The following is a 26,734-nucleotide window of genomic DNA, read 5'->3' on the forward strand; positions in this document are numbered from 1 at the left end:
CTAGAATAGCAGGGAGTTTTTTTGTTTAAAAGGATAGTTAAAAAAGGAGCAAAAAATGACAAAATACATCTTCGTAACTGGCGGTGTCGTATCTTCACTTGGTAAGGGAATCACTGCATCAAGTTTAGGTCGACTTCTTAAGAACCGTGGCTTAAAGGTCACCATGCAAAAGTTTGACCCATACATCAACATTGACCCTGGTACAATGAACCCATACCAACACGGTGAAGTTTATGTTACCGATGATGGTACAGAAGCTGACCTTGACTTAGGTCACTATGAAAGAATCGTTGACGTTAGAACCAGCAAGTATTCTAACGTTACTACTGGTAAGATTTACCAAGAGGTTTTGGAAAAAGAACGTCGTGGTGACTACCACGGTGCAACTGTACAGGTAATTCCTCATATTACTGACATGATCAAGAAGAAGATCATGCGTGCAGCTTTAACCACTGATTCAGACGTAATTATTTCTGAAATTGGTGGTACTGTTGGGGATATCGAATCGACTCCATTTATGGAAGCTATTCGTCAAATGCGTCGTGAGGTTGGTGCAGACAACGTAATGTATATTCACTGTACTTTAGTACCACTTCTTCATGCAGCTCATGAGATGAAGACTAAGCCAACTCAACACTCAGTTGCTGAACTTCGTAGTATTGGTATTCAACCAAATATGCTTGTTCTTCGTGCTGAGGAACCAATCGACCAAGAACACAAGGATAAGATTTCTACCTTTACTGACGTTCCTGTTGATCGTATCATTGAATCAATTGACGCTCCTTCATTATTCGATGTGCCTTTAGCTTTCCAAAAGCAAGGCATGGATCAAAAGGTCTGCGACTTCTTGCACTTAGAAAGTCCAAAGCCAGAAGCAGATATGGAAGCTTGGAAGAAGTTGGATGAACGGGCTAAGAGCTTGAAGCACCATACTAAGATTACCTTGGTAGGTAAGTATGTTGAACTTGAAGATGCTTACATTTCAGTTACTGATGCTTTACAACATGCAGGTTACTTGTACAATACCAAGATTGACGTAGATAAGGTTCAAGCTGAAGACGTAACTGAGGACAACATCGCCGATATCATGAAGGGCTCTGATGGTTTAATCGTACCTGGTGGTTTCGGTACCCGTGGTCTTGAAGGCATGATTACTGCAATCAAGTATGCGCGTGAACATGACATTCCGTTCTTGGGCATCTGTTTAGGGATGCAAATGGCTAGTGTTGAATTTGCTCGCGACGTTTTGAATTTGGAAGACGCCAACAGTGCAGAAGCTGAACCAAACTGCAAGAACAATATTATCGATATCATGGCTGATAAGCGTGATGAAGAAAATATTGGTGGTACCTTGCGTTTGGGTCTTTACCCTGCTGCTCTTAAGAAGGGTACTAAGACTCGTGCTGCTTATGACGATCAAGATGTTATTCAAGAACGTCATCGTCACCGTTTCGAATTCAACAACAAGTACCGTGATGCCTTTGAAAAGGCCGGCATGGTCTTCTCAGGCGTTTCACCAGACAACCGTTTAGTAGAAATTATTGAATTGCCAAAGAAGAAATTCTTTATTGCAGCTCAATATCACCCAGAGTTCTTGAGTCGTCCGCAACGTCCAGAAGGACTGTTCAAATCATTCATTGGTGCTGCTAGTGGATTACCAGCAGAAAAGTTCTAAGCTTGATAATCATTTGAATTATACAAAATCTTAAGAAAACAAGAACTGAAGGCCCTAAGTGTATAATTTTTTGCGGTAAGTTGAATAATTAATTAAAAAAGCTCAAGTCCTTTGAATTTGGACTTGAGCTCAAACAAAAAGACCAGTAGTCTGATGTTAAGAACAAAAAACACATTAGAAGCTGGTCTTTTATGGAATCTATTATAGCTGATATCGTGAAAATTATTAAGTCTGAAAATAATGTTATTGCCCGTGAAAAGGCATTAATGTGCTACTTCTTTGGTTTGATTAGAGAATTAATGAAATTAGCACTAGAAGAAGTTGATGCCGGCTTAGTTGAAGAAACTAAAAAGCAAGGCTATCAGATTGAAAAGAAAAATAAGCGCTCAGTTGTGACTGCCTTTGGTGAAATCAGCTATTGGCACAGAAGATATGCTTGTCCTGGCAAAAAGGCTAAATATCCACTGGATAAGCTGATGGGCTATGACAAATATAAGCGTTACAGTGTTTTGGCAGTGAAGGATATTTTGCAGGTTAGCGCCGTGGCAACTTACCGCAATACCGCTCTAGCAGTTAATACCCTTTCTTGTTTTAAGATTAGTCACAGCCAAGTTGGCAAGCTGATTGTGCAAGCAGGCAAACAGATTAAAGTACAGCAGCAGTCTGAGGAAAGATACGATGGTATTACCCAAAAGAAAAAGGTGCCAGTGCTTTATCTTGAAGGCGATGGCGTTGTGATCAAGGGCACCAAGAAGCGACTGGAATTTCATCGCTATCAGGTCTGCGAGGATATTATTAATTTAAGCAAGACGCGCAGAAAGAGAGTACAGGCCAAAGAGTTTGTTTCTTTAAGCCGCTTGGATGCTTTACCAGAAATTAAAGCTTATTTAGCCAATACCTATGACTTAAGCGATACTTTAATCATCAGTAATGCCGATGGTGGTGCTGGCTATGCCAAGAAAGATTTTGCTGAAATAGTTGGCTATTGCCGGCAGCACGAACCCTTCTTGGATGTCTTTCACTTGAATAAAAAGATCAAGGACCGTTTAGGCTTTATGCCGGCTATGCCAAGCAAATTGATCAGTGCAGTTGAGTTTAAATATGACCGTCACTTAACTGATGTGATTTTAGACACGATTGAAAGCAATCTGGTTGATGAGCTGAATACGCCAGAAAATCATGAGAATTTAAGGCGCCTGCGCAGCTATCTTCATCGTCGCTGGGTGGATATTAAGCCATTCAAAATGCGTCATTTGTCCGTAATTAAGGCAATTGGTTGCTGTGAAAGCAATCACCGCAAGTATACTTATCGCGTTAAAGGACAAGGAAAATACTGGTCAGAAGATGGTGCCGAAGGAATTCTGCGTGTGCTGACTTGCATTAAAAACAAAGAGCTGGAATACTGGCTTAGCAGTGAATTTGCAGGTGGACAGCTGAACATTGATGATCAAAAAGACCTGAAAGGAGCGGTTCGTGCCAGCCTAAGAAAGACGCATGAAGCTCATCTGGGCATTCATCACGGCGCCATTGAAAGCTTAACAGCAGGACATAGCTATTTGGATGATTTCGGCAGAAAAATAAGTCAAATAAATATTTAAGAAATTAAGGTCAGACTAATGGATAATAGCCTACCGCAAAAATATTGACACTTACCTGAAGGCCTCAGCTCTTGTTTTTTTCGTAAATATCCTTTAACATTATTATGATTAATTGAAAGTAGAAAAGGATTTGTTTTCGCCAATGAAACAGATGATAATTCATGGTGGAAAGCCCTTGCAGGGTGATGTTTGGATCGGTGGAGCTAAGAATTCTACGGTTGCATTGATTCCAGCATCAATTTTGTCGAGAACACCAGTAACTTTGGAAGGCGTCCCAAGAATTGCTGATGTTGTCAACTTGATGGACTTGTTGAGTGAGATGGATGTACATTGTGATTTCGGAGAGACCACGTTGCGCATTGATCCTACTGATATTAAAATGAGTCCATTGCCAGCTGGGAAGATCAAGAGTTTACGTGCATCATATTACTTTATGGGTGCGCTTCTTGGTCGTTTTGGCAAAGCAGTTGTGGGCTTCCCTGGTGGTGACGATATTGGACCACGTCCTATTGACCAACATATTAAAGGCTTTGAAGCCTTGGGCGCTAATGTACAGAATAAAAATGATCAGATTATAATTACGGCTCCTGAAGATGGACTGCACGGTGCGAAGATTCACCTGAAGATGCCATCTGTTGGGGCTACAATGAATATTATTATGGCTAGTGTGACCGCACAAGGTCAGACAATCATTGAGAATGCCGCAAAAGAGCCAGAGATTATTGATTTAGCTACCTTTTTGAACAATATGGGGGCAACTATTCGTGGCGCTGGTACTGATTCGATTAGAATTGAAGGTGTGGATATGCTTAAGGCGCAGATTCCGCATACGATTATTCCTGATAGAATTGAAGCTGGTACTTATGTAGCGCTAGCTGCTTGTATCGGTAACGGTATCCGCATTCATAATATTATTGAAGAACACCTTGATTCATACCTGGCTAAGGTAGAAGAAATGGGGGTAGTGATTGATGCTGATGAAGATTCACTGTATGTTTATCCAGCAGGGGATCTTAAGATGGTGCAAGTGAAGACGGATGTCTATCCGGGCTTTGCGACAGATTTGCAGCAGCCAATTACACCGCTGCTTTTGACTGCTAAGTCTGGTGAAGGTGTAGTAATTGATAATATTTATCCAAAGCGCATTGGTCATATTGCTCAGTTGCAGAAGATGGGCGCTAATATCAAGGTTGAGGACAATATTATTTTGGCTCACCCCACTAAGCAGCTGCATGGAGCTGAAGTAACCGCGGGGGAGATTCGCGCTGGTGCGTGTCTAATGATTGCTGGTCTGATGGCTAGCGGTACTACGGTTATCGATAAGGCCGGCAATATCTTGCGTGGCTATGATCGAGTGCAAGAGAAATTGCGTCAATTAGGTGCCGACGTGAGTATCAAGGATGATCCCGCCGTACCTGGCATTTTAGACAATATCTAAAAAGAAAATTAAGCTGCATGATCTAGATCATGTAGTTTTTTTGTGGAGAAAAATAATGAGTTTAGTTTTCATGAGACGTGCAAAAGAGGCAGATGTGGATAAAATTGGGGAAATTTTAGCTGATGCTATCCATTTTTTGAAGGAAAGTGGTAGTCCGCAGTGGCAGAGTGGGTATCCTAACTGTCAAAGTGTGCGCGAAGATATCAAAAATGGCGCGGCTTGGGTATTAACTGTGGATAAAGAAGTCGCAGCTTATGCGGCTGTGGTGATTGGCAGAGATCCAAATTATACTAAGATTGCTGGTGCGTGGAAGAATGCTGTTGATCAATATGCGACGATCCACCGCATTGCAGTATCAGATAAGTTTAGAGGGATGCATTTGAGTCAGTTTTTCTTAAGCAACATTATTTCAGTTACTTATGCACAGGGGATACGCAATTTTAGAATTGATACTTATCAAAAGAATAAAATTGTCCAGCATATTGCAACTAGTCATGGCTTTGAAAAGCGTGGAATTATTCAAGTTGATGATCCAATTGATCCAGATCGCTGGGCTTACGAATTAAATTTATAAATAAAAAATCACATGACCGTTTAAGCCATGTGATTTTTTATTTATTAATCAAGCAAGTCGTATTTCAAAGTCATTAAACCGTGACCTTCGTCAACCATTTGGCCAAGTAGTTCAACAGTATTGTAGTAAACTGTATCAGCCATCTTTTGGTTAGCTGCAATTAACTTATCTTGCAATTCCTTGCCTACAAGATCCTTAACTTCCTTGTCAGTATCGTGTTGGATCTTGTGGCATTCTGCTAAACTCTTTTGTTCAAAGGCATCTTCTAATTCGCCATAAACGCGGTAGTTAGTGTCACCGAGTTGAGCGGTCAACTTGTTAAGCCAGAAGATCTTGTTCAAGTTGAACTTAGGCGTAGTTTGGAAGTTCTCTGGAGTAGTAGTGACGTTAGTGTAGAATGGTACCATTGAGTTAAAGGTGTTAGGGCCAAATGCTAACCATTGTACGCCAGCGATTGCTGCAGGAACATCGTTTCTGATTTGCAAAATATGGGTTTCAAAGTTTCTGTTGATACCGATTGGACGGAAGGTCTTCTTTTGTTCAGCTGTGCCCTGGTCGCCGTAAGCATCGTAAGGAGTGTCTTGGTAGTGTGAACTTTCAGCCCATTTAATGTCTTCGATTGAGATCAAACGGTTTGCGTGGCAAACGAAAGGTTGATCTTGGTCAGCAGGAGTGCCACCGAAGTCTGGGTCAAAGTAGTTGTGAATGTACCAAGCACGTGGGTTATTGTAGTGAGCATCTTTGATAGTTGATGAACCAAAGATGTGACGCATGTTGTAGCCTTCGCGGTCTGGATTTAAGTGGTATTCGCTGATTAAATCCTTTAAGTCGCTTGAAGCGGCGAAATTGTCAGTGTCGTCAAAATCGAATTCATCGATGTTTAAACGGTTGGGTGCAATGACATAAGCATCGTCAGGGATGCGACGAGCGATCCAGTGGTGGCCGCCGATAGTTTCAAGATACCAAATAGTGTCCTTGTCAGAAAAGGCCATGCCGTTCATTTCGTAAGTGCCGTACTTTTCAACCAAGTAACCTACGCGCTTAACACCGTCGAAAGCTGAATGCAGGTATGGAAGAGTTAAAGTAACGAAATCTTCTTCTCCTAAACCACCTTCACTTGGATCAAGGATTGGATCAACGCCTTGGATGCGTGAATTAGTAGTAATGGTTTCGGTAGCGGTCATAGCAACGTTGTCAGCGTTGATGCCGGCAGCGCCCCAAGTACCGTTTTTGCCAGAAACATCAGGAGCTGAAGTATAGCGCAGTGGAGTTTCTGCTAAATCTTCGTCGTCAATCTTTTGCTTGCTGATGACACTGGTATAGTGCTTAGGTTGGTCTTCTGGGTTAACGGCCTTGAAGCCTTCAGGGATAATGACTCTACCGCCGTCTTCACTACGAGCGATCATAGTTGAGCCGTCGATAGTTGCTTTTTTACCTACTAAGATAGTAGTACATTCTGTTTGTTTCATCTGATCATTCCTTTACTGTAAGTTATATTTCTACCTACTATATATTATATGCAAAAAATGGATTAATTTCCACGAAATACATTAGGACTCACACCACTGTAGCGCTTAAATGCCTTGGAAAAGGTGAATTCATCCCCGTAGCCGACTTTTTTGGCGACTTCCTTTAAATTATGCGTGGTACTTGTAAGTTCTTTCTTAGCGGCTTCCATGCGCAATTTTATAAGGTATTTTTGCGGTGAAATTTTGGTGTTTTTTCTAAATAGTGAGTACAAAAAACTCCGAGAAACTCCCAGTCGGTTACACAACTCGATAATGTTGCAGGTGGGATCGGTGTAGTTTTTATTTAAGTAGTTGATTGCAATTTGATATTGATCATTTTTGGGAATTTTACGTACTGGGGGATGATCAGGAAATTCGCTAACTAAGTGATAAAAGAGCTGGTAGGTGAGTGAGGCGATCTGTAAATGATTAAGCAGCGTTTTTTTCTTATTCAAAACACCATATAGTTCAGTTAAAGTTGAAAAGAATTTAGTATTTTGAATCTGACGTAAAAAGTTTTTGTTCGGTAAATTCGAAGCTTTGAGTATCTTGCCAGTATCGCTGCCAGTTAATCCGATCCACAAATATTCCCACGGGTTGCTGTGATCAGCTTGAAAAGAGCAAGTCCGACTGCGTGGTACCAAAAATAAATCGCCAGTTTTTAATTTAACCTCGTGATGACCACTGGATAAAAAAGAGCCGGTGCCTTTAATTACATAGTACAAAACATCATTTTTGCGTAAATTATCGCCTTCAAAATATTCGTCAGGCTGACATTGCTGTTGACCATAAAATAAAATATGACTATCGATCTCTGGATTAGTTAGATTATGAAATTGATTAGGCATCTTGACCTCACTATAAAAATTACTCTTAACTACTATTATATAGTAAGTTTAAGAAAATGTGATCGATAAGAAAAAAGCGCTCATGAGGAGCACTTTTCGAGGTTTAAAGAATATTCATAGAAAAATTATGTGTGGAATTATAAATTATGAAATGGGGTATTCAACTTATTGGGCATCCCTTCTTCCGTTAAAGATGAGGTTAAGCAAGGTTGCACTTAAGCTGGCTACGACAATCCCGTTACCTAAGAACAATTGCACTGTTTGTGGTAAAGTTTGGAAAATTTGTGGATAGATGGTAACGCCTAAGCCTAAACCGATTGAGATGGCCACTACTAAAATATTGCGGTTGTTTTCAAAATTAACCTTGGTTAACATTTTAATTCCTTGAACGGCAATCATGGTGAACATCACAAGCATGGCACCACCTAAGACTGCATCAGGGATCATGGTAACTAAAGCACCAATTTTAGGAAGAAGTCCCATACCCATCAAAAGGCCAGCGGCCCAGAAAATAGGACGTTTAGTTTTAATACCTGATAATTGAAGCAAACCAACATTTTGTGAGAATGTGGTGTAAGGGAAGGTGTTGAAAAGCCCACCAAAGACTTGAGCTAAGCCTTCAGCGCGATAGCCCTTTTTGAGGTCTTCTTCAGTGATATCTTTATGAAGCAAATCACCGATAGCGAAGAAGACGCCAGTGGATTCGACCATCGAAACTAAGGCGATGATAATCATCGTTAAACAAGATGACCATTCGAATTCAGGTACGCCGAAGTAGAACAGTTGTGGCAAGTGGAACCATGATGCTTGCATGACTGGTTTTAATGAAACCATGCCTAAGCAGCTAGCGATCAGCGTGCCGACGATCAAACCAATTAAAACAGAAATGGAACGCAGGAATCCTTTAGTCCAGACTTCAATGGCGACAATGATGATGATGGTTAAAAAGGCAACGATAAGATTTTTAGCATCGCCGAAGTCCTTGGCTTGCACATTTCCGCCGCCCATATTTTGAAAAGCGACAGGGGTTAAAGTTAGTCCGATAACGGTGATCAGCGTGCCAGTAACTACTGGTGGAAATAGCTTCTTAATTTTGGAGAACCAACCAGAAATAAGGAAAACGAAGATCCCCGCCACGATGATTGCCCCGTACATAGTGTTGATTGAAAACTTCTGCCCAATCATTTCTAGTGGCGCAACTGCTTGGATGGCACAGCCTAAAACAACCGGCAAACCAATTCCAAAATATTTATTGCGAAATAATTGAATTAAGGTGGCTAGGCCACACATGAAAATATCGATGGAGACAAGGTAAGTCATCTGCGTACTATTGAATTTAAGTGCGGTCCCGATCAAAAGTGGAACAGCAACCGCACCAGAATACATAGCAAGCAAATGTTGCAAACCTAAGATAGCAGCTTTTTTGTGACTAACTTCTTTTTGTGCCATTTTTGTTTTATTCTTCCCCTTCGAAATGAACGTGACCATCCTTGAAACTGTCGATCTTGGCTAAGGCTTCAAAACGCAAGCCTTCGTTTTCGACCCATTCGCTACCGCCTTGGAAGGTCTTGGCAACGATAGCGCCGACACCAACGATGTCACAGCCAGCTTGCTTAGCAATGTTGACCATGCCCTTAACAGCTTCACCGTGGGCTACAAAGTCATCGATGATTAAAATGTGTTCACCTTGGTGCAAAAATTTTTCTTCCACGCAGATCTTGTTGTTAACGTTCTTGGTGTAGGAAAAGACATTTGCCCAGTAGACTGCATCGTTAAGCGTTGATGGCTTCTTTTTTCTAGCAAAAACCATTGGGACACCTAATTGGTAAGCGACCATGATGCCGGGTGCAATACCAGAAGCTTCACAGGTTAAAACTTTGTCGATCTTTTCGTCCTTAAAAAGTCGTTTAAATTCTTCACCACATTGCATCATCAATTTGGGATCAACTTGGTGATTTAAGAATGAATTGATCTTCAGCACATTCCCATCTAAAACTTGTCCATCTCGTTTAATTCTCTCTTCTAATAACTTCAACGTTATCCTCCTAAAGAAATAAGGACCTCTTCTACCTAAAGCTAGGTAAAAGAAGTCCTTAAGATAATTTCTTAACTTTCAATCACCTATAGTCCACCATTTACGGTAGTGGGTAGAAACTGTCGACCTTATTACGACGTTATATAGATATTTATGTTGGTTTAATCTTAGCAGAAGATGTTAACGAACACAAGAGGAAAATTAAGAGCTAATGTTCGACTTATTGAAAGGCTATTCTGCTTTTTCTTTAATGAAAAAGTAAGTGAATAGAAAGTAGGCAATCACACTTAAGTAAAAGAAGTTAGAACCACTACCATAAGGGAAAAAGCGGGAAAGGATGTAGTAAATTCCAATAACTATTAAGGTATACACCCAACTGCCATAAACAAATAAGCGGCGAAGGTGAATTGGTAAGTGCTTTTTATGCTTGATTAAGATCGAAAAGCTAACTTGCTGGAGTAAATAAGAGCTGAAAAAGTAGACTGCAATACTTAAAAGTAGCCAAGTCATTCCCCAAGAAATAACACCGCCCAAGCCGTTTGAGTAATTTTGACTGGCGATCAGTGGTGGGATGATGCTTAAGCTGCCTAAAACACTAGCTAGTACAACATATTTGTTATTGCTTTGCCGAAACTGTTGAATTTGGGATGCTAACTTAGCTTTGGTAGCAGTTAAGTTAAAGTTTTGCTTTTTTAAATCTTTGAATTCACGCATATTTAACCAACTATAAACTAATAGACCGCAAGCAACCGCGATGACAATCAGACTTAAGGCTAGCCCAGTTAATCGAATAATCAAATTGTTAATTTTAAGCCAAATATCGAGAGCTGTCGTAAAACAGAGAATTGCGAGACTGCAAATGGTCAGACTAATAGCTAGGGCACGTAGTTGAGAGTTCTTTTTGGTGGCGGCTAAATAGTTTTCTATTTTATCATCAGCTAGAATGGGTAATTCTTTAGTTGGAGTATTATTTTCATTTTTCACTTCAAAAGAAGGCGTACCATTTTTTAGTAGATAATCAGTAGTAACGCCGAATAATTCTGATAAATCGACAATTTTTTCAATATCGGGAATAGATTGATTGCTTTCCCATTTAGAAACGGCTTGTCGGCTGACATTCATCTTTTCAGCTAAGCCTTCTTGGGAAAGATGATCTTTTTTGCGTAATTCCGCAATTTTTTGACCTAATTTCATGATTGATTGTCCTTTCTGTTTTTGCTTAACTTAAATCTACAAAAAAGCCTGGTTGCAGACAAGAACTTTATGCTTGCATTGCTGGCAACTAGCGGTTGCAACTGCTGGTTGCTTAGGATGAAAGCCGAACAATAAACGAGTATTTTGTATTTTTTGATTGACCTTTTTAATTTTTCCTAGTAGAGTTAGTTAGAAATGTGTAATTGAAAAGAGGGAGTAAATAGTGGCTAAGAATCTAGACGATTTTGATAAAATTATTGTGCTTGACTTCGGTAGTCAATATAACCAATTAATTACCCGCCGTATTCGTGACTTCGGCATCTATTCTGAACTTTTACCACACGATCTTTCCATCGAGAAGATTAAGCAGATCAATCCTAAGGGGATCATTTTTTCAGGTGGTCCAAATAGCGTTTATGACGATGGAGCATTAAAAGTTGATCCTGCAATCTTCAAGTTGGGTATTCCAATTTTGGGTATCTGTTACGGGATGCAATTAATGTCTTACGACCTAGGCGGTAAGGTTGAACAAGCTGAAAACAAGGAATATGGCCGCGCTAATATTACGGTTGAAGACCCAGACAGCATTTTGTTCAAGGGATTGCCTTCAAAGCAATACGTTTGGATGAGCCACGGTGACTTGGTAACTCAAGCTCCAAAGGGCTTCGAAGTAACTGCTTCCAGCAAGAATTGTCCAATCGCCGCAATTGCTAACCCAGCTAAGAAATTCTATGGTATTCAATTCCACGCAGAAGTGCGCAACTCAGAATATGGTTTAGATATCTTGAAGCACTTTGCTTTTGATGTTTGTGGTGCCGCTGCTAACTGGACCATGAACGACTTTATCGACATGAAGGTTGATGAAATCCGCAAGGAAGTCGGCGATAAGAAGGTTATCTTAGGCCTTTCTGGTGGTGTTGATTCCAGCGTTACTGCAACTTTATTGCATAAGGCAATTGGTGATCAATTAACTGCGATTTTCGTTGATCACGGGATGCTGCGTAAAGACGAAGGCGACCAAGTAATGCAAGCCTTGAACAAGGATCTTGGGGTAAACATTATTCGTGTGAATGCCCAAGAAAGATTCTTGAACAAGCTTAAGGGTGTTACTGATCCCGAAAGAAAGCGTAAGATCATCGGTAAAGAATTTATCGAAGTCTTCAACGAAGAGGCTAAGAAAATTAAGGATGTTGACTTCTTGGCTCAAGGTACGCTTTATACCGATGTCATTGAATCAGGTACTAATACCGCGCAAACTATTAAGTCCCACCACAACGTAGGTGGTTTGCCTAAGGACATGCACTTCAAGTTGATTGAACCACTGCGTAAGTTGTTCAAGGATGAAGTACGTGAACTTGGTGAAAAGCTGGGTATTCCGCATGACTTGGTATGGCGTCAACCATTCCCAGGTCCAGGCCTTGGTATTCGTGTTCTTGGTGAAGTTACTGAACCTAAGCTGAAGATCGTGCGTGAATCTGATGCGATTTTACGTGATGAAATCAAGAAGGCTGGATTGCAAGAAAAGATCTGGCAATACTTCACGGTTTTACCAGGAATTCGCTCAGTTGGTGTTATGGGTGATGGTCGTACTTACGACTACACCATTGGTATTCGTGCCGTTACTTCAATTGATGGGATGACTGCTGACTTTACAAAAATTCCATGGGATGTATTAGGCCACATTTCAGACAGAATCGTAAACGAAGTAGACAACGTTAACCGCGTAGTTTACGATGTCACGAGTAAGCCACCTTCAACTATTGAATGGGAATAAGCGGACAATATAATTTGAATGGTAAACCTTGATTTAAAAGCATTTTAAGGAATGAAACCAGCTCAAAAAGAATAAAAAAAGATAAGGTTGTATGCCAAAATGTATGCTAAAAATAAATAGGGATGCATGGTAAAACCATAGTAGTAGCAATAATTGGAGAAGATGATATTTGTTTCGAAGAAGTATCATGTTTACCAAAGTATGCCAAAAAGAAACAAGCTCTTAGTATTATGAAACTAAGGGCTTTTTTGCTTATATAGTATGGAGTATATTAATTATATGAAAGATAAAGATTTAATACATATGCCACTTGGAGCAGTTGAAAAAGAATTAAAAAAATATAGATCACAAATACTAAAGCAGGGAAAAGTCAATTCTGCGGTAGTAAAGCAAATGAATAAACTTGGAAAAGTATCGGGAAAAATTCCAGCGAAAAGTATTTTTTCAAGTCTGCAGTCTAATGGAACTTTAGGCTATAAAAATGCTATAGGGACTTTTAGAAAAAGAACGTCGATTGAGGGTAATTATAGCCAAATCAATTCTGCAGTTAGAACCTTTAGACAGTTAACAAGAAGAATTTTGGGTGATCATGATGAAAACATCAAGGTAGCTAATATATTAATGAGGAATGGATGGGTTACATCAGAATTCATTTATAATGATATTTTGAAAATGAATTATCATAAATCTGAGGAAGAAGTCTTAAGGTATATTGAAAGCTTTTATTCCGCTAATAATTATCAAAGATTTTTTAGAATATTTGATTTAGTGATTGATGGTTTTCAAGAATTAGGAATGAATGAAGGCTATAGATTACAGCTAGTTAGAATAAGAAAAGCTATTTATTCCGATTTTACCAATTATGATCTTTTCATGAATGACTTGTTTTCAATTGCAGAATATGTTTGTGATTTTCAATTGGGATTACTTTCGAACAATGATTACATTAATAAAACTTCGATAAAAGCTAGTAGGAGAAAATATGCTGATGAAAATGGGCAGCTAACAGCGATTGATCTGTTAAGTTTTTTTACAGTTTTAAGAGATTGGTGGGGAAAAGCAAATTTTAAAAAAAGGTTAGCGCATACGGAGTTCAATAGAAATACAGTTGAGCATGGTAGATTTGATCCTAGAAGATATAGAAAAATAGATTTTGTAAAGATACTAGTTTTTATTTTTAATGCAATGATGTCACCAGCATTAAGAAATGACTAATTTAGGAGAAACATTAATGGCAGAAAGAGATCTTTTAAATTTAAAGCAACTAATAAATAGAAATGTTCAAGCAGTAATGCCTCAAGAAGATCAAAAAGAAAATTTTAAAAAGAATATAACTGATTACATTACTAAACTTGAAGGTAATAAAAATCAAAGTGAAGAATTTCAAAAAGGTATTTTTAGAGATTTCCTTGAAGAAGTTATACCAGATAAGCAAATTAATACTAGTGATCGAATTGATTTGGCAATTTATAACGGTAAAACCAGTAAAAGTAGTGTAGGTGTAATTGTTGAGTACAAAAAACTAGACAATAAAGCTGAAATGATGAGTCAAGATAATCTCAATGCCAAGGGATTTAGAGAACTAGTTTCATATTACTTAAAAGAAAGAATTATCAATAAGAATATCGAAGTTAAACGTGGAATAGTGACAAATGGTTATGAATTCTTTGTCATTGATTCTAGGGAATTAGAGAAGCATTTTGTTAAGAACAAGAAGTTAGTTGAAAACTTTAAGAAGTTTGAAAAAAGACAATTATCAGGAACAACAACAGATTTTTTATATAATGAAGTTGTAGCTCCAGAGATTGATAAAGCTTTAAATAAAAAGATCAAAATTGGTTATTTCAATTTACAGGATTATTTAGTAAAGGGTTCCGACCAGTTTAAGCAAAACAGGATAACGCAATTATATCGTTTCTTTAGTTCTGAGAATTTATTAAATGAAGAAATCTTCTCAGATTCAAATAGCCTTAACAAGAACTTTTATAATGAGCTCTTGTATATTATGGGACTAGAAGAGCACAAGAAAAGCGGTAATAAGGTTATTGACCGTTTAAAAGAAAATAAACGTCAATATGCATCCCTCATTGAAAACACTATTGAACAATTGGATATGAAAGATGTACCTGAGAAGGATAGATTTGATATTGCTATTCAATTAGTGGTTGTTTGGGTTAATAGAATTTTATTTCTTAAATTACTAGAATCATCATTAGTATCTTTCAACGGGAGCAATGATTATAAATTCTTGAATTATAAGAAGCTCCATACTTTTGATGATATTAACGATTTGTTCTTTGCAGTTATGGCAAAGAGATTAGATGAACGCTATCCAAGAATCAAAGCAGAATATCCTAACGTTCCTTATATGAATTCATCCTTATTTGAAGCTACTTCTTTGGAAAAATCAGCTAAAGGAATAACAATTAATGAGCTCCGTGAAGGAGATATTGAAGTTTATTCTAAGACCAAGTTAAAAGATAGTAATGGCAAGAAATTAACTGGGAAAATACCTATACTAGATTATTTATTTAGATTCTTAAGCGCTTATGACTTTACTTCTGCTGTAGAAGCAAAGAGTAAAAAGGAGCAAGATCAATTAATTAATGCTTCAGTTCTAGGGCTTATCTTTGAAAAGATTAACGGGTATAAGGATGGCTCTTTCTTTACACCTGGTAAAATCACTATGTATATGGCTAAAAGAGCTGTAAGACAGGCGGTATTAACTAAAGTTAATGAAGTCATGGGCTGGAATGCTAAAGATATAGTTCAGCTAGGGATGCATACTAGAGATTTTGATTTCTCTATTGAAGATCGAAAGAAAATCAGTAACGCAATTGATAATTTGAAAGTACTTGATCCTGCTGTTGGTTCAGGACATTTCCTTGTTTCTGTTTTAAATGAATTAATTGCTATTAAGTCTTCTTTGCGGGTTTTATTTGATAGTGATGGTAACTTATTAAACGACATTCAATGTACTGTAGTGAATGATGAATTAATTGTTCAAACAGAGACAGGTGACAATTTTTCTTATGATGTAAATAAGCCTTCAACTTTAAGAATACAAAAAGCTTTGTTCCACCAAAAACAACGTATTATTGAAAATTGTTTATATGGTGTGGATTTAAATCCTAACTCTGTAAATATTTGTCGGTTACGTTTATGGATTGAGTTGCTTAAAAATGCCTATTATTCAGTTGATGAAAATGGTAACCGTGTTTTAACAACTCTTCCTAATATTGATATTAATATCAAAATAGGTGATAGTTTAATTCATCGGTTTATGTTGAATGCTAACTTTGATTTGCGTAAGACAGATTACAAGAATTACTTATCTTTGGTTAGACAGTATAAAGAAACTAGTAATAAACGGGTTAAAGCTGAAATAAATAAGAGTATTGAAGATATTAAAAATAAACTGTTTGCTAGTTTTACGACTCCTGCGGGTGAAAGATTAAGAAAATTACAGAATGAATTAGGTGATGTTGGACAAACGAATCTTTTTGGAAAGATAGATAATGCTAAATTTGAAGAATTAAAGAAAAAAGCTAAGGAAGCACAAGAAAATTATGAAAAACATAAAAATGATCCTATGTTTAGTAATAGTTTAGAGTGGAGAATTGAATTTCCTGAAGTATTAGATGAAAATGGTCGCTTCGTTGGATTTGATATAGTAATTGCTAATCCACCATACATTTTTGCTAGAAATCAATCTTTTGATGAAAAAACTAAGCAATATTATCTTGCTAATTATGAGGTAGATGAGTATCAAGCTAATACATATACCTTATTTATGGAGCTGGGATACAAGTTATTAAAGAAGAATGGTACGTTTGCATATATAGTTCCTAACAACATGTTAACTATTCAGTCTAACCAAAAAATTAGGGATTTCCTGTTAAATAAAGCAGGTAGTTTAGTAATAATAAATTCCTTAGATAAAATATTTGCAGATGCTAACGTAGATAATTGCCTTGTATTTCTGAAAAAAGAAAAGTCCGATGAGGTAACCGTAGGTGAGTTAGAGAAAGGCGATTTTAATACTGTTGGCACTGTAAAGAAGGATTTCTTTGGTAAAGAAAAACCGTTAATTAGTATTTCTATGGTTAAATATAGGGATGCTATTGATGCTTATTGGAAGATAAATAGTTTGAAATCTTTTGTTGAAAAAAATATTGCTATTGTAAAGGCTGGAATAAAAGCTTATGAGGTAGGTAAAGGTAACCCGAAAATTACTAGAGAAGATAAAGATAATAGGATTTATCATTCAAGAAATAAAATTGATGATACTTATTTACCCTATATTGAGGGAAAAGATGTTAAACGTTATTTTCTTACTTGGTCAGGTGAATATATAAAGTATGGTCCTAATTTAGCTGCTATGCGAGATCCGATGATATTTAGTAAACCTCGTATTTTAGTAAGACAAATACCAAATAAATCTGATTATGCTATTGATGGTATATATGTTGAAAAGAGAGTGATCAACGATTTAAATTCAATGGTGATTACTAATATACAAAATATTTCTCCATTAGTATTGCTTGGATTTATTAATTCTAAGCCTATGACTCTGTGGTTTTTAATGAGATTTGATAAATTTCAGCGTAGGTTGTTTCCACAATTTAAGGTAAATGAATTAGGACAATTTCCTCTTCCCGATATAGGCACTGAAATACAAAACAATATTGAATCATTAGTAAAGATAATCATGCAAAAGGCTAAAAATAATGATGATTATTCTAAAGAAAATACAAAAGTTGATGAATTAGTAATGACAGCTTTTGGACTTGATGAAAAAGAAAAAGAAACTGTTAGAAAATTTGAATTTTGATATCTGTAAATATTAAGATTATTTAAAGAGATGCACTAGAAATTGCTGGCATACTTTAAACATGGTATAAATGATTTACAAAGTTTTTTATTATTTTTAAAGGTATATTTTATTTACTCATTCTGGCAAACGTAGTTATTACATTGCGCCAACATGTTGTGATGACGTCATTATGAGATTGTGTTGGATAAGTCGTAGAACAATGTTGCTGCTACTACAGATCTACGGTGGATTTAAATAGACAAATGTAGCAGTACCACCGTGGGCGCCACGCTAGCGGGTTCTGGTAGTAGCGTGGTTAAAGTATTTAAGTATTTAAAGGTATATTTTTTAACTTTAACTTCTCATACGCTACCAGTCTGCCCATTTTTGGAAAACTGAATAAAAATAGCAATGAGAAGCAAGTGTTCAATGACATTTGCTTCCTTTTAATTTTTTGCGGATTATCAAGCGTTAGAGAATACTTCAACACTGATAATCCGCTTTTTTTGTCCAAATATTGATGTTAGGGATGCTGTATCCCGCTATATCTCAACAAGGAGGTACACAAATATGGCACAACAAAATGAAACTATCAAGGATTCTACCTTTGCACAAGCCATCTTGCCAAAGGCAACTCCAATTAGTAACGCACTTCAAAAACCTTTGAAATTAGCTACTGGTAGCATTTTTAAAGTATTATCTGGTAGCACCGAGGCTGCTAAGGATAGTAATGGTGATGATATCGTGCGTGCAGTTTACAGGGTTCAATCTCTTAATAGCAAGCTTTTACCTTTGTCAACTGAGTTTGAAGTTAAGGTTAAGGGACAAGAATGCATGTTTAAGGAAGAAGATAACGTTGAAATCATGTTTAATTCTAAAATGGTCATTGTAGCGTTTGATGATCTATCACATTGGTCATTTAACGGTCGAGAGGGCTTAAGCGCAACAGGTGTGAGAGTTTTAAACCTTACAAATGATCAAATTATGAAGATCGTTGGGGGCAATCATGCGCATGCTTAAGTACAATCCTAATGATCATTTTCAATTGAATGCTCCATTATTAGTTACTGGTGTAATAGCTGGAATTATTCTAGGTTTTACTTTTCATTCAGCATCATTGTTAATTCTTATGCCAATTGTTAGCCAATATAAGTGGTTAATTGATTGTTTCAATAGAATTGTTTATTCCGATCAAATTAAGGCACTTGATCGTTTAACTAACTCCGCTAAGTTAGCAGATAAGCGTGATAATTACACTATTGGTCGCTATCGTAATGCTGTTAATTATATGTTAGATATGTCTAATCCTAGATATTATTTGTTAGCAGTCGATGCGAATGGTGTTACTAATACTCGCAATTTGCGAGAGCTAGCAAATGAAGTGGGTGCTGCGTTTCATCATTCTGCAAATTTAGAGAGTGTAAGTAATGGTAAAGCGGTATACAGAATTAACATTACTCAATCTCAAGGACAGGTTAGTGAAAGTGATTTCTAAAGTATTACTTACTCCTAATTGTGTAATTGACTGGAAAGCTAGTCCTCACATGATTGTTTCCGGTGTTACTGGATCGACTAAAACAAATACTTTGGAAGATATCTTGTTGTCGTCAATGAGCGCAAAAAGTCGCTTGGATAGCCAGCAAATAGGGATGAGTGCTAAGCCATATCTCATTGACGGAAAGGGTGCGGATCTTGCCAGCTTAAAAAGCTTACATCCCGCAGTAACACCTAATCAAGCCGCACGTGTATTACGTATCATTACACAGAATATGCATAAACGCTATGATCGTTTTTCTGGAGACTTCGGTAAAGTAGCCAGTGATTATATTGAGAACGGTAAAAGTGTTAGAAATATCGTTCTCATAATAGATGAACTGGCTGTTTTACTGAACGATCCAAAGCTTCGTAGTGAAATTCTACGGTACCTTTTTGATTTACTCGTTGCAGCACGTCAAGCATCTATATATGTCTCGCCCCGTTGGGGCAAACAGTAATAGTTGGTATTCAGCGACCATCAGCTGAGATTCTTCCAAGAGATACAACACTTCAGTTTAATAACCGATTATTAATGGCACCCAATGGAGCTGATAACGATACTAAGAGGATGCTATTTCCAATGTCCGACGTTAAAGGACTACCTCTAACTGAGAACATTAAAGGAGCGGCTTTATTCTATAAGAACGGATTTATTATGCCGAAACCAGTGTATTTTCCTAATATGTCTACAATTGATATTCCTAAAATTGTAAGGAAAATTCAAAAAGAGGTCAATCCAAACTGGTTTATACATGAGGATTACTGGGAAGAACCTTAGATGTTGTCTGCTGACGGATGCCAGCTGGAAGCTGGCAAGTGGAACGTTCCGAACGGAGTGTTCAGCATTAACCCGCAATAACTATTAGGCGGGTATATCTGATTAGTTAAGAGGTGTACATAAAAATGACAGAATATTTTGTTACTGTCGATCAAGTTAGTATTAATTTTCCTATCAATAAGATGGGAGGTATGAATACTGCACTTCAGCTGGACAAAGAACTGAAATTATCAAAAATTTTTGGTGATTCAAATAAATCTAAAGCCTTAAATCATTATTCAGATGCCATTGGTTACTATGATGGCAAAATAAAATTTATGTGGAATGATAAGAAAAAGTCGCAAGGTTTATTACTCTACTTTAGTGCATCTGGTTTTAAGGCTTGGAAAAATCTGGGTAAACTCAGGGGTTATGATTTAGATTTTGACAATCTAATTAAAATAATGATAAATAAGAAAGCTAAATTTACGAGACTTGATGTAGCTATTGATGTGATTAATTATGACTTAACGGTTGATGATTTACATCAAAAGTTACAAGATAAACAAGTTTTAATCTTGGATTCTCTTAAAAGAGTATTATCTGCAAAGCATCAAAAATTCTTTGGAGCAAATAAAGTCATTACTGGAATTACGTGTGGTGCGCGTTCTAGTGATAACTTCTTGCGTATTTATGATAAGAAAATAGAGCAAAATAAAACTAGTGCTCCGTATTTTGATTTAGCTCAACAGTGTGATAGTTGGATGCGAATTGAAGGAGAATTTAAACACGACGCTGCTCATGCAGTTCTCAACGACCTAAACCAAAAAGATAAAGATAAGATTAGTCAAAAGTTGATTGGTTATGTAGTTAAGCGATGGCTTCTTACTGATTCTAATCGCAAACTTATTCCATTATGGGAAGAACTTACTGCTTTAGCTAATGATGAAGGTTCTATTCCTCCGTTAATGTCTAAACTTACTGATAGGTTAGTACAGGAATTAAAGTGGTTTTTAGTTGGTGGTGCAGCAGGGATATTTTATCGAATTGCTCAGTTATTTGGAGAAGACGGTAAAAATGATTTTTTTATTCTTTATGATAGATTATGTAGCAAAACCTAATCAAAAAAATCATTATGCAATTCCGAGCAATATGGCGCAGGATTTAGAATTAATTCGAACACAGCATCCAAATATTGATACTATAAATTATTATTTAAAACGAGCAGTTAAAGAAATCGAAAATGAAAAAAAGGCTAATCATACCGACCAAAGCAATGATTAACCCTTTATGGCGAACAAACCAATGAGACGGTTGTTCGCTTTTCATTATCTACTTCTAAGAAGACTTTGAAAAGGAAAAGCTATGAAAAAACTATTAATTAATTATGCAGATCTAGTTGCATTAGGCTTTAAGCCTAACCAAGCTAGAACCATCATTAGAAATGCTAAAAAATTGATGGCTAAAAAAGGTTATCCATTTTATAATGGGAAAAGAGTTGGTTCTGTTCCAGCTTATGCAGTTTCAGAAATCACAGGTTTATCATTCTCTGATAAGACAGAGGGTGGTAATTAATGACACTGATTAAAACCAGATATGCCAATGTTTACAAAGATTCTAACACAGGAAAGTTCCTTTATCAGGTCTTTCTTGGCAGGGATGCTTTGGGTAGATCTCGTTTTAAGAAGGGTAGACGTAACCAATTACGTAAACCTTTTAAAAGCGCACGTGAAGCATATCAAGAAGCACAGCGAATCAAGCAAGAGTATCTTAATATTGATCTGGATAATATCTCTTATTCATACTTCATGAAAGAAAAGTTCTTGCCAAAATATCGTGGTGATGTTGAAGCAACAACGTATGAAACTCATAAAATCATGTTCTTAAAAGGGATAGATTATTTTGAGGATATGTTGTTAAAGAAGATTACAGTTGCAGAATGTGAGGAATATCGCACCTGGCTATTAACTAATTCTGGGTATTCACAGAGCTACGCTAGTTTAGTTTATACGGCGTTTAGGCAGTCTTTAGATTATGCAGTTGAGATAAAGTTGATTCCAAGTAATCCAGCATTGGAGACCAAGGCTATTCCTAAAGGAAGGGCAGTAGCCAAGTATTGGACTAAGGTAGAATTTGAAAAGGTATTATCTTGTATTTCGACTGATAGCTTCTATGAACAACTAATCTATATAACATTTTTATTCTTCTATCGGATGGGTTGTCGAGTTTCTGAAGGCTCAGCGTTAACATGGCGTAATGTAGATTTGGTAAATGGTAAGGTTTCATTTATCCAGAACATACATTATAAGAATAAAATGGATTATACAATTAGCCCATATCTAAAAAATGATGCTAGTCGTAGGACTGTAACTCTTGATAATGAGCTACTCCAGGTCTTAAAAGATTGGAAAAGGCTTCAAGAAAAATATAATGTTAAAAATTTTGTCTTGAGTTATGATGATACTCCATTGAATAAATCAACCTTAAGCCGTTGGTTAAAAAAGTATGCTCAACTTGCTGGAGTACCTAGAGTTAATGGACGTGGTTTAAGACACTCTAACGCTTCATATTTGATTGCTGAATTAGGCGCAGATGTATTAACGGTCAGTCATAGGTTAGGTCATAAAACACCTATGACAACCCTTAAATACCATGCTCACATGTTTTCTGATAATGATTTAGTGATCGCTTCCAAGATGGAAAACAGTATGAGTATTCAACCAGCAGAGAAGTCAGAGGTTGAATTTAATGGAAATCAATATTTAGGCGATGGCAAGATTGTCGGTATGCCAAAAGTATGCCAAAACAAGAAAAAGACAGCTTAAGCATTGATATAAAAGAAACATCCCCTATTCTCGGGGAATAAAACCATTATATTAGTTGGAATTGGAATGCCGATATATCAGCATTTAACAGGAATAAAAACTACTTAAAAAGGTATTAATTGACATAAAAGTATGCCAAAAGGAAGAAGCTCTTAGTATTATAATTATACTAAGGGCTTTTTATTCATGTAATAATTTGGAAAGGAACAAAAATATATGGATAAAGCAAAAATTATGTATGAAAAAGCTATTATTTCTAGAGATAATGTGGCAAGAATTAATTTTGACAAACGATATGTTGATATTGAAGGAAGAAGAATAAATTCAGATCAACCACAAATGTCATTAATTTCTACATTTGTAGTTTTTATCATTAATGTTTCAGAAGGAATAATAGGTAGTTTACTTGCATCTAAAATAGAGAAATTGTGGAATGGAATGAACGTAATAAAAATAAGATATTAAAGAAATTGGATGCAACGGGAAAAATGCAGTCTTTAAAACCTAGTTTTAAAGACTGCAATAATCAAGGAACAGAGATCACCATAATTGTCAGTGGTGACTTGATGCAGATACAAATTATAAATATATTTGAAATCCTTAGGCATTTGAAAAATGATAGATATATTTTTATGTTATCTGAAGATGGAACAATAAAAATTTATACTGAACTTGAGTATGCGCAATCAAAGCATGATTTACAAAACAGGTAGGAACAAAAATGGCAATTACAGAAATTGAAGACAAAATTTCAGAGATAATCATTAAGAAGGATCATGATAACTTTATCTATGACTTTTTAGGAGTGTATGACATCCCTAAAGCAACGATTACTAAATTAAAGAAAGGCATCAATAACTTATCTGATATTGCTGGTGAAGTTTACTTGAAGAATAAACTTTATTATAAGCAGACGGATAAGGATTTAATGCAGTCATTTACTGATGTTAAAGCTAAAGTTGATGAGTTAGGAACTAAGCCTAGATATATATTTGTTACAAACTTTAAAGAAGTCTTAGCATACGATATTAAAACAGATGATACATTGAGCATCCCTTTTGAAAGATTGCCACAGAAGTTTGAATTCTTCTTAGCATGGAATGGTATTGAAAAGGCGGACTTTGATAAAGAGAATCCAGCTGATATTAGAGCGGCTGAAAGATTTGCTAAATTGTATGATGTGATTGTTAAGGATAATCCTAGTGCAACAAGAAAAGGTTTGAATCTTTTCTTAATTAGAGTACTATTTTGTCTTTTTGCAGAAGATACAGATATTTTTGAAAAGAATCTGTTTACTACCAGACTAAAGGAATTAACTAAAATTGATGGTAGTGATTTAGATGATTTTATTGGTCAGTTATTCAGTGTTCTAGATGTTAAAAAAGAAGATCGTCCAGAAGATACTCCTAGTTGGTTAGCAGACTTTCCATATGTTGATGGTGATTTATTTAAGGATCCACATGAATCATTGAAGTTTACGGCTAAGTCTAGAAAACTAATTATTGATGCTGGTGAGAAACTAGAATGGGATCAGATTAATCCTGATATTCTGGGATCTATGCTTCAAGCCGTTGCCAGTGAAGACAGTCGTAGTCATTTGGGGATGCACTATACTTCTGTACCAAATATTATGAAAGTTATTAAGCCTTTGTTCCTTGGTGATTTAAGAAATGAATTTGAAAAGAGTAAAGGAAATTACAAGAAACTTCAACATCTTTATGATCGTATTGGCAAGATTAAGTTTATGGATCCTGCCTGTGGCTCTGGTAATTTCTTAATTGTGACTTACAAGCAATTGAGACAACTAGAGATTGATATTTTAAAAGAACAAAATAGAATTCTAGCTGAAGAAGGTAGCGGTAAGGCTATGATGTATCTGCCTTCTGTAACTTTAGATCAATTCTATGGGATTGAAATTGATGACTTTGCTTGTGATACTACTCGTCTTTCTCTCTGGATTGCTGAACATCAGATGAATATTAAGCTTAGGGATGAAATTAACAATGCTGTTCGTCCAACACTACCTTTACAACATGCAGGAGCTATTGTTTGTGGTAATGCTTTGAGATTAGATTGGGAGAAGATCTTACCTCATAAGAAAGATGATGAGGTTTATTTGTTTGGTAATCCACCTTACTTAGGTTCAAGAAACCAAAATGATAGTCAAAAAGAGGATCTCGCACTAGTCTTTAATGATAATACTGTGGTAAAAAAATTGGACTATGTTTCAGGTTGGTTTATTTGTGCATCTAATTATATCAGTAACACTAACGCACAAAGTGCTTTTGTATCAACAAATTCTATTGTACAAGGAGAACAAGTTCAACGATTATGGTCAAGAGTTTTAAAAGAAAATGTTAATATAAAATTTGCATATACTTCTTTTTTATGGAGTAATAATGCTAAGTCTAATGCTAATGTATATGTCATAATAGTAGGCTTATCTGGAATAAAAGAAAAAACTGAAAAGATAATTTTTACAGGTAATTCATTTAGAACAGTAAAATTTATTAATGCTTATTTAACTGATGGACCTAATGTAATTATTAAACCGTCGAGTAAACCTCTATTTTTAAAGTATTTAGCATTAAGAGGTTCAAGTCCTACAGATGGAAAAGGCGGATTCATTTTATCCAAAAGTGAATATAAGAATGAAGTTAATAGAAATCCAAATTTAAAAGAAATTATTTGTCCATATGTTAATGGAAAAAATTATATTAACAATACGATGGAATATTGTATATGGATACCTACAAAACAGATCTTTGATAAATTTAAAGATGACATATTTATTAAAGACAGAATACAGAAAGTTGAGATAGCTAGATCAAAACGTAAAGATAAATCGTTAATACATATTCCATATAAATTTCAGGTGGTTCAAAATAGAGATTTACCAGCATTATTTATTCCTCAGGCTTCCTCTGGAAATAGAGACTATATTCCTATGGGGTATATAAGTTCTAAATCTATAATTGCTGCACCTAACTTCGGTATATATAATGCACCCATATATTTATTAGGGATTTTGATGTCAAAAATGCATATGTCTTGGATTAAAGCTGTTGGTGGAAAATTAAAGACAGATTTTAGATATTCAAACAGATTGTGTTTTAATACCTTCCCTGTTCCTACTTTATCTACACGAAGAAAAAAAGAAATAGAACAACTAGTTTTAAATATTCTTGATATTCGTGAAGAAGAAGGAGGTACTTTAGCAGAGTTATATGGTTCACCACTTGCTGAAAAGAATCCTAAACCAATGAATGCAAGGCTATTAAAGGCTCATCAAGAAATTGATCAAGTAGTTGATCGAGCATATAAACCTAATGGTTTTAGAGATGACAATGAACGTTTAGCTTTATTATTAGATATGTACAGTAAGAAAGCGAAAGAAAATGAATCAACCAATTAAAACACCAGAAGAATTTTATAAAGACTATGTTGCGCTTTTTGTTCCAACTAATACTGGCTATAACGAATTAAAAAGTATGACTAAAAAGTTGAACATTATATTTGAAAAAGCATGGGCAATAAATTCCGAAGAGACGGCAAAATTAGTTGCTGCATGGGTATTAGGAACTGAAGAAAATAGGGGACTTGAAAATCAAGTTGCCTATGATACTTATATCCAACAGCACTTAGAAACTACTTCTTATATAGATAATATGAAAAATAACCCTAATTTTTCGAAAAATATGTTAGCGAGACTATTAGTAGATGACTTTAAGAATTCATTTGAATTAGATATTAAAATTTTAGCTAATTTAGTATGTATTGATCGGCTCATTCATGGACAGAATTATTCACTAGAATCATTATATTTTGAATCAGCAGGCAGCTTAATAAATCGTTTAAGACAATCTCAAACTGATTGGTCTTTCATAATTGATGCTTTAAATAAAAAAGTTAGAAATGCTTCGTCCCACTTAAACTTTGTTTATGATGCTCGACGAGGATTATTTATTGGTAAGGACGTTGATAGAAGAACTAAAAGTATTGAAAGTTTTGAAGTAACTGCGGAAGAATTTCTTTTAAAGCCACTGCCAGGCCAATCAAATATTATTCAATCATTTATTGCATGTGGTGAATTGCTTTGTATGAAGAAAGATAGTCGAATACATGTAGAAGCATTAAAAGTTTTAAATTAAAGGTA

At 36.0% G+C, this 26,734-nt stretch carries 23 protein-coding genes and 1 riboswitch; of the genes, 18 read left to right on the plus strand and 5 right to left on the minus strand.

Annotation, left to right across the window (positions count from 1 at the left end):
- Positions 1-55 precede the first annotated feature (55 nt).
- From ICI50_RS01380 to ICI50_RS01395, 4 genes are all read left to right on the plus strand, one after another.
- Entirely contained in the window at positions 56-1,675 is a 1,620-nt protein-coding gene (locus tag ICI50_RS01380) for a CTP synthase (protein ID WP_013855288.1), read from the plus strand.
- 191 nt (positions 1,676-1,866) lie between these two features.
- On the plus strand, positions 1,867-3,273 hold the full coding sequence (locus ICI50_RS01385; RefSeq protein WP_188891805.1) for an ISLre2 family transposase: 1,407 nt from the start codon (positions 1,867-1,869) through the stop codon (positions 3,271-3,273).
- 142 nt (positions 3,274-3,415) lie between these two features.
- Positions 3,416-4,711 (plus strand): UDP-N-acetylglucosamine 1-carboxyvinyltransferase, encoded by a 1,296-nt coding sequence (locus ICI50_RS01390; protein WP_025084042.1) that lies wholly within the window; start codon positions 3,416-3,418, stop codon positions 4,709-4,711.
- 55 nt (positions 4,712-4,766) lie between these two features.
- Complete coding sequence (locus ICI50_RS01395) at positions 4,767-5,285, plus strand: GNAT family N-acetyltransferase (protein ID WP_013855291.1); 519 nt, start codon at positions 4,767-4,769, stop codon at positions 5,283-5,285.
- Positions 5,286-5,329: 44 nt separating this feature from the next.
- On the opposite strand, the gene ICI50_RS01400 is transcribed toward ICI50_RS01395, so the two are convergent.
- From ICI50_RS01400 to ICI50_RS01420, 5 genes are all read right to left on the minus strand, one after another.
- A complete protein-coding gene (locus ICI50_RS01400) occupies positions 5,330-6,754 on the minus strand; it encodes a C69 family dipeptidase (RefSeq protein ID WP_013855292.1) in 1,425 nt (474 codons plus the stop codon).
- A gap of 62 nt (positions 6,755-6,816) precedes the next feature.
- The gene (locus ICI50_RS01405) at positions 6,817-7,641 is read right to left on the minus strand and encodes an AraC family transcriptional regulator (RefSeq protein WP_188891806.1); all 825 of its coding nucleotides are present in this window, start codon (positions 7,639-7,641) and stop codon (positions 6,817-6,819) included.
- Between the two features lie 165 nt (positions 7,642-7,806).
- Entirely contained in the window at positions 7,807-9,090 is a 1,284-nt protein-coding gene (locus ICI50_RS01410; protein WP_013855294.1) for a nucleobase:cation symporter-2 family protein, read from the minus strand.
- 7 nt (positions 9,091-9,097) lie between these two features.
- Positions 9,098-9,676, minus strand: a complete 579-nt coding sequence (locus ICI50_RS01415) for a xanthine phosphoribosyltransferase (RefSeq protein ID WP_188891807.1) — start codon at positions 9,674-9,676, stop codon at positions 9,098-9,100.
- A 69-nt stretch (positions 9,677-9,745) separates the two neighbouring features.
- A riboswitch (purine riboswitch) is annotated at positions 9,746-9,843 on the minus strand.
- A 64-nt stretch (positions 9,844-9,907) separates the two neighbouring features.
- Entirely contained in the window at positions 9,908-10,870 is a 963-nt protein-coding gene (locus tag ICI50_RS01420) for a helix-turn-helix domain-containing protein (protein WP_188891809.1), read from the minus strand.
- 220 nt (positions 10,871-11,090) lie between these two features.
- Between ICI50_RS01420 and guaA the strand changes: the two genes are divergently transcribed.
- From guaA to ICI50_RS01490, 14 genes are all read left to right on the plus strand, one after another.
- A complete protein-coding gene (gene guaA / locus ICI50_RS01425; RefSeq protein WP_280530470.1) occupies positions 11,091-12,644 on the plus strand; it encodes a glutamine-hydrolyzing GMP synthase in 1,554 nt (517 codons plus the stop codon).
- Positions 12,645-12,923: 279 nt separating this feature from the next.
- Positions 12,924-13,859 carry a hypothetical protein gene (locus tag ICI50_RS01430; RefSeq protein WP_188891812.1) on the plus strand — a complete coding sequence of 312 codons (936 nt, stop codon included), beginning with the start codon at positions 12,924-12,926 and terminating at the stop codon, positions 13,857-13,859.
- 16 nt (positions 13,860-13,875) lie between these two features.
- Positions 13,876-17,478: a type IIG restriction enzyme/methyltransferase gene (locus ICI50_RS01435; protein WP_188891814.1), complete on the plus strand. Its 3,603-nt coding sequence runs from the start codon at positions 13,876-13,878 to the stop codon at positions 17,476-17,478.
- A gap of 552 nt (positions 17,479-18,030) precedes the next feature.
- Positions 18,031-18,480 (plus strand): hypothetical protein, encoded by a 450-nt coding sequence (locus ICI50_RS01440; protein WP_095341962.1) that lies wholly within the window; start codon positions 18,031-18,033, stop codon positions 18,478-18,480.
- Positions 18,467-18,955 (plus strand): hypothetical protein, encoded by a 489-nt coding sequence (locus ICI50_RS01445; RefSeq protein WP_143445825.1) that lies wholly within the window; start codon positions 18,467-18,469, stop codon positions 18,953-18,955. Before ICI50_RS01440 ends, ICI50_RS01445 begins: the two co-directional genes overlap by 14 nt.
- Positions 18,945-19,454: an FtsK/SpoIIIE domain-containing protein gene (locus ICI50_RS01450; protein ID WP_188891816.1), complete on the plus strand. Its 510-nt coding sequence runs from the start codon at positions 18,945-18,947 to the stop codon at positions 19,452-19,454. The genes ICI50_RS01445 and ICI50_RS01450 overlap by 11 nt, the downstream gene beginning before the upstream one ends.
- 122 nt (positions 19,455-19,576) lie before the next feature.
- Entirely contained in the window at positions 19,577-19,774 is a 198-nt protein-coding gene (locus tag ICI50_RS01455) for a hypothetical protein (RefSeq protein ID WP_143445824.1), read from the plus strand.
- Between the two features lie 125 nt (positions 19,775-19,899).
- Positions 19,900-20,874, plus strand: coding sequence for a replication initiation factor domain-containing protein (locus ICI50_RS01460; RefSeq protein WP_095341958.1), 975 nt, complete (start codon positions 19,900-19,902; stop codon positions 20,872-20,874).
- Between the two features lie 244 nt (positions 20,875-21,118).
- Entirely contained in the window at positions 21,119-21,328 is a 210-nt protein-coding gene (locus ICI50_RS01465; RefSeq protein ID WP_095341956.1) for a DUF3173 domain-containing protein, read from the plus strand.
- A complete protein-coding gene (locus ICI50_RS01470; RefSeq protein ID WP_095341955.1) occupies positions 21,328-22,578 on the plus strand; it encodes a tyrosine-type recombinase/integrase in 1,251 nt (416 codons plus the stop codon). The genes ICI50_RS01465 and ICI50_RS01470 overlap by 1 nt, the downstream gene beginning before the upstream one ends.
- 216 nt (positions 22,579-22,794) lie before the next feature.
- Complete coding sequence (locus ICI50_RS01475) at positions 22,795-23,043, plus strand: hypothetical protein (protein WP_013855298.1); 249 nt, start codon at positions 22,795-22,797, stop codon at positions 23,041-23,043.
- Positions 23,007-23,291 carry a hypothetical protein gene (locus ICI50_RS01480; RefSeq protein WP_188891818.1) on the plus strand — a complete coding sequence of 95 codons (285 nt, stop codon included), beginning with the start codon at positions 23,007-23,009 and terminating at the stop codon, positions 23,289-23,291. The genes ICI50_RS01475 and ICI50_RS01480 overlap by 37 nt, the downstream gene beginning before the upstream one ends.
- A gap of 8 nt (positions 23,292-23,299) precedes the next feature.
- Positions 23,300-25,993 carry a class I SAM-dependent DNA methyltransferase gene (locus ICI50_RS01485; protein ID WP_188891820.1) on the plus strand — a complete coding sequence of 898 codons (2,694 nt, stop codon included), beginning with the start codon at positions 23,300-23,302 and terminating at the stop codon, positions 25,991-25,993.
- Positions 25,977-26,729, plus strand: coding sequence for a hypothetical protein (locus ICI50_RS01490; protein WP_095341952.1), 753 nt, complete (start codon positions 25,977-25,979; stop codon positions 26,727-26,729). The genes ICI50_RS01485 and ICI50_RS01490 overlap by 17 nt, the downstream gene beginning before the upstream one ends.
- The last annotated feature ends 5 nt before the right edge of the window (positions 26,730-26,734 follow it).

This window comes from Lactobacillus kefiranofaciens (assembly GCF_014656585.1).
Lineage (GTDB): Bacteria > Bacillota > Bacilli > Lactobacillales > Lactobacillaceae > Lactobacillus > Lactobacillus kefiranofaciens.

What these genes read in the sequence shown, in the direction of transcription:
- ICI50_RS01485 (WP_188891820.1), top strand. Translation starts at nt 23,300, where the DNA reads ATGGCAATTACAGAAATTGAAGACAAAATTTCAGAGATAATCATTAAG.
- ICI50_RS01400 (WP_013855292.1), bottom strand. Translation starts at nt 6,754, where the DNA reads ATGAAACAAACAGAATGTACTACTATCTTAGTAGGTAAAAAAGCAACT.
- ICI50_RS01460 (WP_095341958.1), top strand. Translation starts at nt 19,900, where the DNA reads ATGACAGAATATTTTGTTACTGTCGATCAAGTTAGTATTAATTTTCCT.
- ICI50_RS01445 (WP_143445825.1), top strand. Translation starts at nt 18,467, where the DNA reads ATGCGCATGCTTAAGTACAATCCTAATGATCATTTTCAATTGAATGCT.
- ICI50_RS01420 (WP_188891809.1), bottom strand. Translation starts at nt 10,870, where the DNA reads ATGAAATTAGGTCAAAAAATTGCGGAATTACGCAAAAAAGATCATCTT.
- ICI50_RS01435 (WP_188891814.1), top strand. Translation starts at nt 13,876, where the DNA reads ATGGCAGAAAGAGATCTTTTAAATTTAAAGCAACTAATAAATAGAAAT.
- ICI50_RS01410 (WP_013855294.1), bottom strand. Translation starts at nt 9,090, where the DNA reads ATGGCACAAAAAGAAGTTAGTCACAAAAAAGCTGCTATCTTAGGTTTG.
- ICI50_RS01465 (WP_095341956.1), top strand. Translation starts at nt 21,119, where the DNA reads ATGAAAAAACTATTAATTAATTATGCAGATCTAGTTGCATTAGGCTTT.
- ICI50_RS01390 (WP_025084042.1), top strand. Translation starts at nt 3,416, where the DNA reads ATGAAACAGATGATAATTCATGGTGGAAAGCCCTTGCAGGGTGATGTT.
- ICI50_RS01490 (WP_095341952.1), top strand. Translation starts at nt 25,977, where the DNA reads ATGAATCAACCAATTAAAACACCAGAAGAATTTTATAAAGACTATGTT.
- ICI50_RS01385 (WP_188891805.1), top strand. Translation starts at nt 1,867, where the DNA reads ATGGAATCTATTATAGCTGATATCGTGAAAATTATTAAGTCTGAAAAT.
- ICI50_RS01470 (WP_095341955.1), top strand. Translation starts at nt 21,328, where the DNA reads ATGACACTGATTAAAACCAGATATGCCAATGTTTACAAAGATTCTAAC.
- ICI50_RS01475 (WP_013855298.1), top strand. Translation starts at nt 22,795, where the DNA reads ATGGATAAAGCAAAAATTATGTATGAAAAAGCTATTATTTCTAGAGAT.
- ICI50_RS01380 (WP_013855288.1), top strand. Translation starts at nt 56, where the DNA reads ATGACAAAATACATCTTCGTAACTGGCGGTGTCGTATCTTCACTTGGT.
- ICI50_RS01455 (WP_143445824.1), top strand. Translation starts at nt 19,577, where the DNA reads ATGTCCGACGTTAAAGGACTACCTCTAACTGAGAACATTAAAGGAGCG.
- ICI50_RS01440 (WP_095341962.1), top strand. Translation starts at nt 18,031, where the DNA reads ATGGCACAACAAAATGAAACTATCAAGGATTCTACCTTTGCACAAGCC.
- ICI50_RS01405 (WP_188891806.1), bottom strand. Translation starts at nt 7,641, where the DNA reads ATGCCTAATCAATTTCATAATCTAACTAATCCAGAGATCGATAGTCAT.
- ICI50_RS01430 (WP_188891812.1), top strand. Translation starts at nt 12,924, where the DNA reads ATGAAAGATAAAGATTTAATACATATGCCACTTGGAGCAGTTGAAAAA.
- ICI50_RS01395 (WP_013855291.1), top strand. Translation starts at nt 4,767, where the DNA reads ATGAGTTTAGTTTTCATGAGACGTGCAAAAGAGGCAGATGTGGATAAA.